The organism is Sporanaerobacter sp., assembly GCF_047830725.1.
GTDB lineage: Bacteria > Bacillota > Clostridia > Tissierellales > Sporanaerobacteraceae > Sporanaerobacter.
The window spans coordinates 1,575,715-1,590,378 of record NZ_CP181252.1; the positions used below are offsets into that span (position 1 = coordinate 1,575,715).

Here is a 14,664-nt window from a genome sequence, read left to right on the forward strand (position 1 = left end):
GTGACTGAAAAAAATATTAAAAATAAAACTGAAAATAAAGCTCCTAACAAGAGCGATAGTTTAGACAGTAAAGAAATAAAAGAAGAAGAACAAGTAATACTTACTCCTTGGAAGTTGGTTTTAAGAAAATTTAAAAAGAATAAGGTAGCAGTAGCAGGAATGATAATATTTATTATCATGGTATTTCTTGCCTTATTTGCACCAATATTGACACCTTATGACCCATATACGATGGACTTTTCACAAGTAAATCAGCCACCATCTAAAGCACATTTAATGGGAACTGACGAGTTGGGTAGGGATTATTTGACTAGAATATTATATGGCGGAAGAGTTTCTATGCAGGTTGGACTTTTTGCCGTAATAATCGAGATAATAATAGGTGCACTTGTTGGTGGACTTGCTGGATACTATGGAGGATGGGTAGATAATCTATTAATGAGAATAGTTGAAATATTTATGGCTTTTCCATTTTTGCCAATAGCGATTACTATTTCAGCGGTTATAGGTCCGGAAGTAGCACCTGAAAAGAGAATGTATATAATGATGTTTATAATAGGTTTGTTGAGCTGGGGTGGACTTGCCAGAATGATCAGAGGGCAAATACTCTCACTTAGAGAACAAGAATTTATACAAGCTGCAAAAGCTTTAGGTATCAGAGATAGTAGAATTATCTGGAAACATTTAATTCCAAATACATTGGGATATATAATAGTTAGTGCTACACTAGGAATGGCTGGAGCCATAATGAGTGAAGCAGGACTATCTTTCCTTGGTCTTGGGGTGACACCACCTGTTCCTACTTGGGGCAACTTGGTTCAAAATGCAAGAGATATATATGTATTGAAGAATCGTGTTTGGTTGTGGTTGCCACCAGGAGTTGCTATATTCTTTGCAGTAATGAGTATCAACTTGTTTGGTGATGGACTAAGAGATGCAATTGACCCTAAGTCTAAATGATAGGAGGATAGAAATATGGGAAATCTATTAGAAGTACAAGATTTGAGAACCTACTTTTATACTGATGATGGAGTAGTTAAAGCTGTTGATGGTGTTAATTTTTCAGTAGAAGCTGGAAAAACTATTGGAATTGTAGGAGAATCTGGTTGTGGCAAGAGTATAACAGCTATGTCAATACTACGTCTAATACCTGATCCTCCAGGAAAAATAGTTAGTGGAAAAATAATGTTTAATGGAGAAGATTTGACTAAAGTTTCTGATGAAAAAATAAGACATATTCGTGGAAATGATATTTCAATGATATTTCAAGAACCTATGACTTCTTTAAATCCAGTATTCACTGTTGGATTTCAGATTATGGAAGCATTGATGCTTCATCAAAATTTAGATGAATCAGAAGCTAGAAAAAAAGCTATTGAAATGCTTAAGCTTGTAGGAATTCCTAGAGCAGAAAAAATAGTTGATGAGTATCCACATCAACTATCAGGAGGCATGAGACAGAGAGTCATGATAGCTATGGCGGTTTCTTGCCAACCTAAACTTTTAATTGCAGATGAGCCTACAACTGCTCTAGATGTAACTATTCAGGCACAAATACTTGAACTTATGAATGATTTAAAAAATAAATTAAACACATCTATAATGCTTATTACCCACGATCTTGGTGTAGTAGCTGAGATGTCTGATCACGTAGTAGTTATGTATTCAGGGAAAATAGTAGAGGATGCTCCTGTTGATGAATTGTTTAAAAATCCTAGACATCCTTATACAATAGGTCTTATGAACTCTATACCTTCTCTTATTGAAGAAGGCAAGAGACTTGAAAGTATCAGCGGTTCAGTACCAAATCCATTGTATTTGCCAAAAGGCTGCTATTTTCATCCAAGGTGTAAGTTTGCAACAGATGAATGTAGAAAAGGTCAGCCAAGTTTAAGGGAAATAGCACCTGGGCACAAAGTCAGCTGCTTTAGAGCAGAGGAGGTGACTAAATAATGAGTGAAGTAATATTAGAAGCTAAAAACTTAAAAAAATATTTTCCAATATATAAAGGTGCTTTTAGAAAAAGAGTAGGAGATGTAAAAGCTGTTGATGGCGTTTCGCTTTATATAAAAGAAGGAGAGACATTAGGACTTGTAGGAGAATCTGGATGTGGAAAATCTACGACAGGAAGAACGATATTGAGATTGTTAGATGCTACTGAAGGTACTGTTACCTATAAAGGACAAGATGTTTTAAATGCTTCAAAAGATGAAATGAAAAAACTTAGAAGAGAAATGCAGATAGTATTTCAAGACCCATATAGTTCATTAAACCCTAGAATGACAGTTTCTGAAATAGTAGGAGAAGCATTAGTTGAACATGGAATATATAAAAAAGGAAAAGAGCTTGATGATTATATAGTAGATGTAATAACTAAATGTGGTCTTGCAAAATATCATATAAATAGATATCCTCATGAATTTTCAGGAGGGCAACGTCAACGTATAGGAATTGCTAGGGCATTAGCATTGAATCCATCATTTATAGTTGCTGATGAACCAGTTTCTGCTCTTGACGTTTCTATTCAATCACAAGTTATAAACTTGTTGACTGATTTACAACACGAACGTAAACTATCCTATTTATTTATATCTCATGATTTAGGTGTAGTTAAATATATAAGTCATAGAATAGGAGTAATGTATTTGGGAACACTAGTAGAACTAGCTGATAAAAAATCACTATTTGACAATCCAAAACATCCTTATACTCAAGCATTATTATCAGCGATACCAGTGCCAGATCCAACAAAGAAAATAAATAGGATTATACTACAAGGGGACATACCAAGTCCTGCAAATCCACCATCTGGATGTAAGTTCCATACTCGTTGTATGTATGCAAAAGATATTTGCAAGGAACAGGTGCCAGAATTTAGAGATTTAGGAGGAGAACATTTTGTGGCGTGCCACTTTGCCAAATAAGCAGTCTATTAGAGAAAGAGAAGAAGAAATAAAAAGATCAGTAGATAAAAAGAATGAAGAAGAACCTTTTGAATTTACGAAGACAGATATTTTAGCAATGATAATTGCAGCCTTTGAAATATTGTTGCCTATAATGCTTATTGGGGTAGGAATTTTTGCACTTTTTACGTACTTGTTTACCACGTATTTTATGAAGTAAATACCATTTTAGATATAGCAGAAATTTATGAAGAATAGAGTTGCAAAATATATTGCAGCTCTTTTTTCTAAAAAAATAAAAAAAATATTGACAACTAATATAGAAATGTTATAATAATAAAGTAGTTGAAAGCTTTATATGCGGGAATGGCGGAATTGGCAGACGCGCTAGACTTAGGATCTAGTGTCATTGACGTGGGGGTTCAAGTCCTCTTTCCCGCACCAAAAAAACCAGTGGTTGTTCCATTGGTTTTTTTCATAATATAAGAATATTTAATTAAAGATGCATTTGATATACATATTTTATATGATATAATTTTATGGTATAATGAGTTAGCTATATGGGAAATAAATAAAAAGATAACGAGGAGGAAAAGATAGATGAATTCTGTTTTAGAAAAAAAAGAAAACAACAAAGCTACCTTTACTATTGAGATAGGTGAAGATAAATTTGAAAAAGCAGTTCAAAAAGCATATCTAAAAAATAGAAGCAGATTCAATATACCTGGATTTAGAAAGGGTAAAGCTCCAAGAAAAATAATTGAAATGAATTATGGTGAAGGAGTATTTTATGAAGAAGCATTAAATATTATATTACCAGATGCATACGAAGAAGCGATAAAAGAATTGTCTCTTGAACCAGTAGATACTCCAGATGTAGATATTGAACAACTTGAAAGTGGCAAACCTGTTATATTCAAAGTAGAAGTGACTATAAAACCTGAAGTTAAATTGGGTGATTACAAGGGTATAGAAGTAGAAAAAGTAGAGTATAATGTTACAGATGAAGATGTTGAAGAAGAATTAAAAAATATTAGAGATATGAATTATAGACTTGTAGATGCATCAGATAGGGAAGCGAAAGAAGGGGATATTTTAAATATTGATTTTGAAGGGTACGTAGGTGAAGAAAAGTTTGAAGGCGGTTCAGCAGAAAATCAAGAACTAGAAATAGGCGCAGGTAGATTTATTCCTGGATTTGAAGAACAACTTATTGGAAAGAAAAAGGGAGATTTAGTTGATGTAAAGGTGACATTCCCTGAAGATTATTTTGAGGAAAGTCTAAAGGGAAAAGAAGCTCTTTTCAAAGTAACTATCAATGATATTAAAGAAAAAGAATTTCCAGTTCTTGATGATGAATTTGCAAAAGATGTTAGCGAATATGATACATTAGAGGAATTTAAAAATAGTATAAGGGAAAGATTAGAAAAAGAAGCAAAAAACAAAGAAGAAATTGAAAGAGAAAATAGCGTTATTAAAGCACTTGTAGAATCATCTGAAGTTGATATTCCAGAAGTTATGATAGATAATCAAATTCAAAATGAAATAGCAGAATTTGATTATAGATTGAGATTGCAAGGACTTTCAATAGATAGGTATTTTGAACTTACAAATAGTACCATAGAAGATTTGAAAGAACAAATGAGACCAAATGCTGAAAGAAGAGTTAAAAGTGATTTAATACTTGGAGCAGTTGCAAAAGCTGAAAATATTCAAGCTTCTGATGAAGACATTGACAAGGAATTAGAAAGAATGGCAGTAGAATATAATCATGAAGATGTGGAAAAGTTCAAACAAGATATGAAATTGGGAGATTTAGAATATCTTAAAGAGGGTATAATTAGAGATAAGACCATTGAATTTTTAATATCAAATGCTAAATTTATTTAATAAGTATTGAGTAGGAGGGGTATGAATATGGCTTTAGTTCCAATTGTAGTTGAACAAAACAATAGAGGAGAAAGATCTTACGATATTTACTCCAGGCTACTAAAAGAAAGAATAATATTTCTTGGCGAAGAAGTAAATGATATAACTGCAAACTTGGTAGTTGCACAATTGCTATTTTTAGAAGCAGAAGATCCTGATAAAGATATTCAGCTTTATATAAATAGTCCAGGTGGATCTATAACATCTGGTTTTGCAATTTATGATACAATTCAATATATAAAACCAGATGTTTCAACTATATGTATAGGAATGGCAGCAAGTATGGGTGCATTTTTGCTTGCTGCAGGAAAGAAGGGCAAGAGATTTGCATTACCAAATGCAGAGATAATGATACATCAACCACTAGGTGGTATGCAAGGGCAAGCAGAAGATATCAGAATTCATGCTGAAAGAATTGTAAAAATAAGAGAACAAATAAATAGGATATTAAGTGAGAGAACTGGTCAACCTTACGAGAAAATTGCTCGTGATACAGATAGAGATTTCTTTATGTCTGCTGAAGAAGCTAAAAAGTATGGTATAATAGATGAAGTAATAGAATTTAGAAAATAACATTAAGTGAGGTGTCACAATGGCAAGATTTGATGATAAGCAGCTTAGATGTTCTTTTTGCGGGAAACCTCAAGATCAAGTTAGAAGGCTTATTGCTGGACCCAATGTTTACATTTGTGATGAATGTATAGAATTGTGTCAAGAAATAATAGATGAGGAATTTGAAGACAACTTTGAATATGAAATAGATGAGTTACCAAAGCCCATAAAGATAAAAAATACTCTTGATGATTATGTTATCAAACAAGAGAGAGCAAAAAGAGCATTGGCTGTAGCAGTATATAATCACTACAAAAGAATAAATAGTACAAATTCTAGAAATAGTGATATAGAATTGCAAAAGAGCAATATAATAATGATTGGGCCAACAGGTTCAGGTAAAACATTGTTAGCACAAACATTGGCAAAGATTTTGAATGTACCTTTTGCTATAGCAGATGCTACATCTTTGACAGAAGCAGGTTATGTTGGAGAGGATGTAGAAAATATTATCTTAAAGCTGATACAAGCTGCAGATTATGATATAGAGAGAGCAGAAAAAGGCATTGTATATATAGATGAAATAGATAAAATAGCAAGAAAAACAGAAAATCCATCTATAACAAGGGATGTCAGCGGAGAAGGTGTTCAGCAAGCATTGCTAAAAATATTAGAGGGTACTGTAGCTAATGTGCCACCACAAGGTGGCAGAAAACATCCGCATCAAGAGTTTATCCAAGTAGATACAACCAATATATTATTTATAGTTGGAGGAGCTTTTGATGGGCTTGACAAGATAATTCAAAGTAGAATTAGTAAAAAAACCATAGGTTTTGGGGCAGACATTCAAAGTAAGGAAAATTCAAATATAGGAGAACTTTTAAAGCAGGTTCAACCTGAAGATTTACTGAAATTTGGTTTAATTCCAGAATTCGTAGGAAGGTTACCTGTTATGGTTACACTAGAAGAATTAGATAAAGATGCCCTTGTAAAAATACTCACTGAGCCTAAAAATTCATTGGTTAAGCAATATAAAGAATTATTTGCTATAGATGATGTAGAACTTGAATTTGAAGATGGTGCATTAGAGCTAATTGCACAAAAAGCTATAGAAAGAAAAACAGGTGCTAGAGGGCTTAGAAGTATAATAGAGGAAACTATGTTAGATATTATGTATGAAATTCCATCAAGAGATGATGTAGAAAAATGTATTATTACAAGGGAAACTATTTTGAATGGAAATGAACCTACTTTAGTCATTTCTGATATGAAGAAGAAAAGTAGGGCTAAGAAATCGGGTAAAAAAGAATCAGCATCTTAATGGGCTCACATATTAGTGAGCCTTTTTTGTTGATAATAAATGAAAATATTAAAATTGGAAACACTCAATGGTAAATATGTATAAAGGGAGTGAAAGTATGAATATAGAGCAATATAAAATTGACCATAGGGATATGCCTCTTATACCTTTGAGAGGTATTACGGTTTTCCCTTATATGGTTGTTCACTTTGATGTAGGACGGGAGAAATCTATAAATGCGTTGGAAAAAGCTATGATAGATGATTCTTTGGTATTTTTATGTTCTCAGAAAGATGCCAAAATTGATGAGCCAGATATCGATGATTTTTATCATATAGGGACAGTTTCTAAAATAAAGCAAATGTTGAAACTGCCAGGAGGAAGTATTCGAGTACTAGTTGAAGGACTGAATAGAGGAAAGGTCATTGAGATTAAAGAAGAAGAAAAATATTTTTTAGCAGAAATTGAAGAACTCACTTATGATTGGGAGAAAATTGAAATTGACAAAAAAACTAAAGCAGCTATGAGACTTGTAGTTGAAGACTTTGAGGAATATATAACACTTAGCAATAGAGTTTCTCCAGACTTATTGTTTACAGTTTCTGAAATTGAAGATCCCGGTAGACTTGCCGATGTGATTGCTTCTTATATTTATCTTAAACCTGAAGATGATCAAAAAATATTAGAGGCTTTTGATTTTTATGAGAGACTAGAACTACTTCACAGTTTACTTCAAGAAGAAATAGAAATTTTAAAAATTGAAGAAAAAATAAATCAGAGAGTAAAAAAACAGATAAATAAAGTTCAAAAAGAATATTATTTGAAAGAGCAGATAAAGGCCATTCAAAGCGAATTAGGAGAAGAAGATGAAGTAGTTGAAGAAATAGAAGAATATAAAAAGAAAATTGAAAAAATAAAAATGCCAAAGGAAGTTAAAGAAAAAGCACTAAAAGAAGTAGATAGACTTTACAAACTATCTCCAAATTCAGCAGAAGTTGGAGTCATAAGAACTTATTTAGACTGGATAGTTGAACTTCCTTGGAATGTAGGGACAAAAGATAAAGTAAATATAAAAAAAGCAAGGGATATATTAAACAATGATCACTATGGACTCGATGATGTAAAGGAGAGAATACTTGAGTTTATAGCCATAAGAAAGCTTAAAAGCAATATGAAGGGGCCTATTTTGTGTTTGGTAGGGCCACCAGGAGTTGGGAAAACTTCTATAGCTAAGTCTATAGCTAAATCTTTAAATCGAAACTTTGTGAGAATGTCCCTTGGTGGTGTGCGTGATGAAGCTGAAATTAGAGGACATAGAAGGACTTATGTAGGGGCAATGCCAGGAAGAATTATTAGCCTTATAAAAAAATCAGGTTCTAACAATCCAGTATTTTTATTTGATGAAATAGATAAATTAAGCAGCGATTTTAGAGGAGATCCTGCTAGTGCACTATTAGAAGTGCTAGATCCAGAGCAAAACAATACTTTTACAGATCATTTTTTAGAAGTTCCATTTGATTTGTCAAAAGTAATGTTTATAACTACAGCCAATACTACTTCAACTATTCCAGAACCATTGTTAGATAGGATGGAAGTCATAAGAATACCAGGATACACAGAAGAAGAAAAATTAAATATCGCCATGAAATATTTGTTACCAAAACAACTTAAAGAACATGGTTTAAAAGAAGAAAATTTATCTATTTCCGAACAAGCCATGAGAGATATCATAAATAACTATACAAGAGAGGCTGGCGTCCGAAATTTAGAAAGAAATATTGCAAATATTTGTAGAAAAGCTGCAAAAAAAATAGTAGAAGATGGGGTCTCTACTGTTAGAGTTACTAGGGGCAATTTAGAGAATTATTTAGGCATTCCTAAATATAGACATGATATAGCAGGAGAAAAACATGAAATAGGAGTAGCTACAGGCCTTGCTTGGACTGCCTTTGGAGGAGAAATTCTTTCCATAGAAGTTAATTGCATGAAAGGTACTGGGAAATTACAGTTGACAGGACAATTAGGAGATGTCATGAAAGAATCTGCCATGGCTGGAATTAGCTATATAAGGGCAAATTCAGAGAAACTAGGAATAGATGCAAATTTTTATAAAGAAATGGATATTCATATACATGTACCTGAAGGATCAATTCCAAAGGATGGGCCTTCTGCTGGGATTACTATGGCTACAGCTGTTATTTCAGCTTTAACCAATAAGCCTGTTTCCAAAAATGTTGCTATGACTGGCGAAATAACTTTAAGAGGAAGAGTTTTGCCTATTGGTGGTTTAAAGGAAAAGGTATTGGCTGCCCATAGAGCAGGAATAGAGAAAATAATTATTCCAGTGGAAAATAAAAAAGATTTAGAAGAAATACCAGATAAAGTTAAGAGAAAAATAGAATTCGTTTTGGTAAAGGAAATGGAAGAAGTTCTTCTTCATGCTTTAATCGAAGTGGAGGATAAAGATGAAAATAATTAGTTCAGAGCTTCAAGCTATTGCAGGAAATAAATCCCAATATCCAGCAGATGATTTATTTGAAATTGCTTTTGCTGGTAAGTCAAATGTAGGTAAATCATCATTGATAAATACATTGGTTAATAGAAACAATTTGGCAAGAACTAGTGGAAAACCTGGGAAAACTCAAACTATCAATTTTTATAACATAAATGGAGACTTTAGATTTGTGGATTTACCTGGATATGGATATGCTAAAGTATCAAAAATTCAAAGAGAAAAATGGGCCCAAATGATTGAGGAATATCTCAAGTTTAGGCAAAACCTTGTAGAAATAATGCTTGTTGTAGACATTCGTCATGAACCTGGAGACCATGATGCACTTATGTATCAATGGATAAAAAGCTATGGTTTTAATGGAATAGTTATAGCGACAAAGGCTGATAAAGTGTCTAAAGGGCAATGGGAAAAACAAAAGACTATTATTCAAAGAAAGTTGCAGATTGAGAATAGGAGTTTCATCATTCCTTTTTCAGCAGAAAAAAGAATGAATTTAGATAAAGTTTGGGATGTAATAGAAGAAATAATTACAGTAAATAAAGAGCAGCAATCTCATTGAGATTGCTGCTCTATAAAGTATTATTCTTTTTCAAACATATCCTTAGTTGCACCACATACTGGACAAACCCAATCATCTGGCAATTGTTCAAAAGGTGTTCCTGGAGCTATGCCATTATCTGGATCTCCTTCAGCAGGGTCATAAACATATCCACATGGTCCACATACATATCTATCCATATTCATTACTCCTTTCATAATAGTTATCTTTTTAAATTTTACCCGAAAAAATACTTTTTAAACTTTTATATTTATAATATAATATACTTGTAGGTCAGTAAAAAATATAAATATTAGATTAAAGGACTTTTTAATAGGGTAAAATACATATTGCTGAGATTGTTATTTGATTTTTTATAAATAAATCGTAGATGGATGTGATTATATTGTCCTTTAAATTTGATGGTACAGTGTGTAGTGATTTGCACATCATTAAAGATTTTGTTGAAGATGTTTTGAATAAATTGAATAAGGTCATTAAAGATGAGACAGTAATGTTTGATGTAAAGCTCATTTTAAATGAGCTTGTAGCAAATGGTGCTATACATGGAAATTCATATGATAGAGATAAGTATGTAAATATTTTTATTAATGTAGAAGATGATTTTATAAAAATCGAAGTAACTGATGAGGGAAATGGATTTGAATTTGATTTAAAATCTTATGATCCTTTAAATTTGAAATGTAGTGGCAGGGGTCTTGTCATAGTTAGTGGTTTGAGCGATGAATTTTATGTCGAAAAAAACAAAATAACATCAGTTAAATATTTATAGTAGGAGGACTGAAATGAAAAAGTTTTCATTATTTTTATCTATTGTGATATTATTTGCTACTTTTATTCCTACAAATTCTTATGGTGCACCAGAATATAACAAAAAACTTGAAGAGGCTATAATTAAATCTAAAAGTTTATTTAATATAACTAATGAATATGATAAATTCAATTCAAATGTAAGTTCATTTGATGGAAAGACTTTTTTTTATTTAAATTGGATTGACAGCACTGGTAAATTGGGTGAAATAAATGTAAATATTTCGTCAGACGGAACAATTTATAGTTACAATAAATTCAAATCTGATTATGAAAACAAAAAATCCACATTGCCAAGCATATCGAAAGATGAAGGCTTAAACATAGCTATAAATGCAATAAAAAATATAAATCCCCAAATATGTGAAGAGATAATTTACAATGAATCACAAAAGCCAATTAATCCAAATAGCTCAGAATATAACTATGAATTTATCAGGATACAAAATGGGATTCCTTATTTTGAAAATTATTTATATGTATCTATAGACAAAAATACAGGTGGATTGATGAGTTATTATTTAAATTGGGATGAAAAAATATCTTTTCCAAATTCAAAAGATATAATAGACTTAGATAAGGCTATTGAATTGTATAAAGAAAAAATTGGATTAAATCTTGTATATAAAATAAATTATGTGGATGGAATTGAAAAAATATATTTGGTATATACTAGTCTTGAAAACAATGTAGGTATAGATGCTAAAACTGGTGAAGTTGTAAGTTATAATGATTATATAGGATTTGCAGAAGAAAAAGATGACATGATTTTTAACGATGAGAGCTTAAGTCCAGATGAAAGCAAAGCTATAAGGAATATTTCAAATTTAATTTCTAGTGAAGAAGCAGAAAAAAGTGCAAGAGAAGTTCTTAATATAGATGATGAATATAAAATGTCGAGTATAAATTTATATTCATATATAAAAAAGAAGAATGAATATGCATGGACAATTAGCTTTCAAAAAGGTCAAGGGGAAAATAGTGATTATCAATATGATGTATCATTAGATGCTAAAACAGGTGATATCATAAGTTTCTATTTTAGTTTTCCCAAAGAAGATATTGTTAAAGAAAGCAAGTCAAAAGATCAAGCTATGAAAATTGCAGAAGACTATATAAAAAAAATGAACCCTGAAATATACAATGAAGTTGAATTGTATAAGGATTTTGAAGATAGAAGTGATGACAATCTCATTTACTATTTTAATTATATTAGAAAATACAATGGAGCATATATTGCAGATGATAGTATAAGTATTTATGTAGATGGGAAAAATGGTAATATTGTAGGTTATAATAAGAATTGGCACAAAGGCGAAATACCACAATTAGTTAGTAAAATATCCATAGAAGAAGCCTATAAAAAGCTTTTTGAGGATTTAGGTATGGAGATTAAATATGTCACAGCAAATGATATTACCAATTCTAAAAAAACCGATAAAACTATAAAATTGTGTTACTGCATAAAACCAGACAAGCCATTAAATATAAGTGCAGAAACTGGAGAATTTTTAGATTATAATGGAAAGCCATTTAAAGAAGAAAAGATAGCTAGATATAGAGATATAGAGAATTCTTATGCAAAAGAAAAAATTTTGGTATTGGCTGAACATGGTATTGATTTGCCAGGAGAGAATTTTAAACCTAAGGATAAAATAAAACAAAGAGAGTTTCTTTATTTACTGGCTAAATCAAATTCTCAAACTCTAAATTTAGAGGATGAAAATTCTGATGAAAAATTGTACAATTATCTTATAAAGGTTGGAATTATAAAGGAAGAAGAAAAAAATCCAGAAAAAATTATTACAAAAGAGGAAAGTATTAAATATCTCATAAGGATGCTAAAATATGATAAAGTAGCAGATATAAATGGAATTTATAAAGATTTGTTTAAGGATTCGGATGAAATAGATAATAATCTAAAGGGTTATGTTTCTATTGCCTATGGATTAAATATAATTTCAGGTTCAAATGGATACTTGAAGCCTAAATCAGAACTATCTAGAGAAGATGCAGCGAATATGATATATAACTATTTGTTTAATAATTAAGAACATATAAATAGCGGAGAATTTTCCTCCGCTATTTACAATTGTACTTTTTGTTGCTTTTTATAGAATTTATGATAAAATTGTTTTGTTCAATTATTATAGTAATCTTAAAATAGGAAGTGGTAAAAAACATGAATAAAAAAAGAGAAGATGTTAGAAACATTGCTATAGTTGCCCATGTAGACCATGGAAAGACTACATTAGTAGATGCACTTCTAAAACAAAGTGGTATCTTTAGAGCAAACCAAGTAGTTAAGGATAGAGTAATGGATTCTAATGATATTGAAAGAGAAAGAGGAATAACAATTCTTTCCAAAAATACAGCAGTATACTATAAAGATATTAAAATTAATATAGTAGACACTCCAGGTCATGCAGATTTTGGAGGAGAAGTAGAACGTGTATTAAAAATGGTAAATGGAGTAGTTTTGTTAGTAGATGCATTTGAAGGGCCTATGCCTCAAACAAAATTTGTATTGAAAAAAGCTTTGGAATTAGATTTACCAGTTATAGTATGTATAAATAAAATTGACAGGCCAGAAGCTAGACCCAATGAGGTAATAGATGAAGTGTTGGATCTTTTTATAGATTTAGGAGCCAATGAAGAACAGCTTGAATGTCCATTTGTATTTGCTTCAGCAAAGGAGGAAATGGCGACTCTTGATATAAATACTCCAAAAGAAAATATGAAAGATTTATTTGAAACTATTGTTAACTATATTCCAGCTCCTGAAGGGGATGAGGAAGATCCATTGCAAGTTTTAATTTCAACTATTGACTACAATGAGTATGTAGGAAGAATAGGAATTGGTAAAATAGAAAGAGGAACTATTAGCTTAAATCAAGAAGCTATCATAGTCAATCATGAGGAAAAAGACAAAGCTAAAAAGGTTAAAATAACTAAGATATATGAATTTGAAGGACTAAATAGAGTTGAAGTAGAAAGTGCTAAAGTTGGGAGTATCATTGCTGTGACTGGTGTAGAAGGAATTCATATAGGGGATACTATTTGTGATATAAGCACACCGGAACCATTACCTTTTGTGAAAATTTCAGAGCCAACTATGTCTATGACTTTTTCTGTAAATAATAGTCCTTTTGCTGGTCAAGAAGGAACATTTGTTACTTCAAGACATTTGAGAAATAGATTATTTAAAGAGCTTCAAACCAATGTCAGTTTGAGAGTTGAAGAAACTGACTCTACAGATGCTTTCAAGGTTTCGGGAAGAGGAGAACTTCATCTTTCTGTATTGATAGAAACTATGAGAAGAGAAGGTTATGAATTTCAAGTATCTAAACCACAAGTATTATTTAAAGAAATAAATGGCAAGAAATATGAGCCAATAGAGACTGTGATTATTGATGTACCTCAAGAATTCATTGGAACAGTTATAGAAAAATTAGGCAAAAGAAAAGGCGAACTTGTTCATATGACTGAATCTAATGGTGGTTATGCAAGACTTATATTTTCCATACCTGCCAGGGGACTTATAGGCTATAGATCTGAGTTCATGACAGATACAAAAGGAAATGGTATATTAAATACTGAATTTGATGGATATGCACCTTACAAGGGAGATATTCCTAGTAGATCTATGGGTTCTTTAATTTCATTTGAAACTGGTGAGACAGCAGCGTATGGTCTATATGCAGCTCAAGATAGAGGGATTCTTTTTGTTGAACCTGGGACTAAAGTATATGAGGGAATGGTAGTTGGTGCAAATCCAAAAGGGAATGATATAGAAGTAAATGTATGTAGAAAAAAACAACAATCAAATGTTAGAGCTGCAGGTTCTGATGAAGCCTTGAGACTTTCACCACCTAAAATTATGTCATTAGAAGAAGCATTAGAATTTATAGAAGATGATGAATTGATTGAAGTTACTCCAACAAGTTTGAGAATTAGGAAAAGAATATTGGATAGCACAAAAAGATATAAATCTAAAAAGAATAAATAGATATGAACAGTTTAAAAAGGAGCATTTTTAATGCTCCTTTTTGGCAATTTTAATAGTAATAATGATGTGGTATAATATAATTTGAAG

13 protein-coding genes and 1 tRNA gene are annotated in these 14,664 nt (G+C 31.4%); 13 read left to right on the forward strand and 1 reads right to left on the reverse strand.

The window, feature by feature from the left end; all coding sequences use genetic code 11:
* From opp4C to yihA, 10 genes are all read left to right on the forward strand, one after another.
* A complete protein-coding gene (gene opp4C, locus ACFWUA_RS07760) occupies nt 1-960 on the forward strand; it encodes an oligopeptide ABC transporter permease (protein ID WP_416197477.1) in 960 nt (319 codons plus the stop codon).
* Nucleotides 961-975: 15 nt separating this feature from the next.
* Nucleotides 976-1,953, forward strand: a complete 978-nt coding sequence (locus ACFWUA_RS07765; protein ID WP_416197478.1) for an ABC transporter ATP-binding protein — start codon at nt 976-978, stop codon at nt 1,951-1,953.
* Nucleotides 1,953-2,924: an ABC transporter ATP-binding protein gene (locus tag ACFWUA_RS07770; RefSeq protein ID WP_416197479.1), complete on the forward strand. Its 972-nt coding sequence runs from the start codon at nt 1,953-1,955 to the stop codon at nt 2,922-2,924. The genes ACFWUA_RS07765 and ACFWUA_RS07770 overlap by 1 nt, the downstream gene beginning before the upstream one ends.
* On the forward strand, nt 2,899-3,123 hold the full coding sequence (locus ACFWUA_RS07775) for a hypothetical protein (protein WP_416197480.1): 225 nt from the start codon (nt 2,899-2,901) through the stop codon (nt 3,121-3,123). Before ACFWUA_RS07770 ends, ACFWUA_RS07775 begins: the two co-directional genes overlap by 26 nt.
* Before the next feature lie 140 nt (nt 3,124-3,263).
* Nucleotides 3,264-3,347: transfer RNA gene (locus tag ACFWUA_RS07780), tRNA-Leu, on the forward strand.
* A 156-nt stretch (nt 3,348-3,503) separates the two neighbouring features.
* Nucleotides 3,504-4,793 (forward strand): trigger factor, encoded by a 1,290-nt coding sequence (tig, locus tag ACFWUA_RS07785; RefSeq protein WP_416197481.1) that lies wholly within the window; start codon nt 3,504-3,506, stop codon nt 4,791-4,793.
* A gap of 27 nt (nt 4,794-4,820) precedes the next feature.
* On the forward strand, nt 4,821-5,405 hold the full coding sequence (gene clpP, locus ACFWUA_RS07790) for an ATP-dependent Clp endopeptidase proteolytic subunit ClpP (protein WP_416197482.1): 585 nt from the start codon (nt 4,821-4,823) through the stop codon (nt 5,403-5,405).
* A 19-nt stretch (nt 5,406-5,424) separates the two neighbouring features.
* Nucleotides 5,425-6,705, forward strand: coding sequence for an ATP-dependent Clp protease ATP-binding subunit ClpX (gene clpX, locus ACFWUA_RS07795; protein WP_416197483.1), 1,281 nt, complete (start codon nt 5,425-5,427; stop codon nt 6,703-6,705).
* A gap of 97 nt (nt 6,706-6,802) precedes the next feature.
* Nucleotides 6,803-9,163, forward strand: coding sequence for an endopeptidase La (gene lon, locus ACFWUA_RS07800; RefSeq protein ID WP_416197484.1), 2,361 nt, complete (start codon nt 6,803-6,805; stop codon nt 9,161-9,163).
* Nucleotides 9,150-9,758 carry a ribosome biogenesis GTP-binding protein YihA/YsxC gene (gene yihA / locus ACFWUA_RS07805; RefSeq protein ID WP_416197485.1) on the forward strand — a complete coding sequence of 203 codons (609 nt, stop codon included), beginning with the start codon at nt 9,150-9,152 and terminating at the stop codon, nt 9,756-9,758. Before lon ends, yihA begins: the two co-directional genes overlap by 14 nt.
* Before the next feature lie 20 nt (nt 9,759-9,778).
* Here the strand turns inward: yihA and rd are convergent, their stop codons facing one another.
* A complete protein-coding gene (rd, locus tag ACFWUA_RS07810; protein WP_416197486.1) occupies nt 9,779-9,937 on the reverse strand; it encodes a rubredoxin in 159 nt (52 codons plus the stop codon).
* 197 nt (nt 9,938-10,134) lie between these two features.
* On the opposite strand from rd, the gene ACFWUA_RS07815 reads away from it, so the two are divergent.
* The 3 genes from ACFWUA_RS07815 (at nt 10,135) to typA (ending at nt 14,577) form a co-directional block, all read left to right on the forward strand.
* Entirely contained in the window at nt 10,135-10,530 is a 396-nt protein-coding gene (locus ACFWUA_RS07815) for an ATP-binding protein (protein ID WP_416197487.1), read from the forward strand.
* 13 nt (nt 10,531-10,543) lie between these two features.
* Complete coding sequence (locus ACFWUA_RS07820) at nt 10,544-12,619, forward strand: YcdB/YcdC domain-containing protein (protein ID WP_416197488.1); 2,076 nt, start codon at nt 10,544-10,546, stop codon at nt 12,617-12,619.
* Nucleotides 12,620-12,750: 131 nt separating this feature from the next.
* Nucleotides 12,751-14,577: a translational GTPase TypA gene (gene typA, locus ACFWUA_RS07825; protein ID WP_416197489.1), complete on the forward strand. Its 1,827-nt coding sequence runs from the start codon at nt 12,751-12,753 to the stop codon at nt 14,575-14,577.
* Nucleotides 14,578-14,664: the final 87 nt, after the last annotated feature.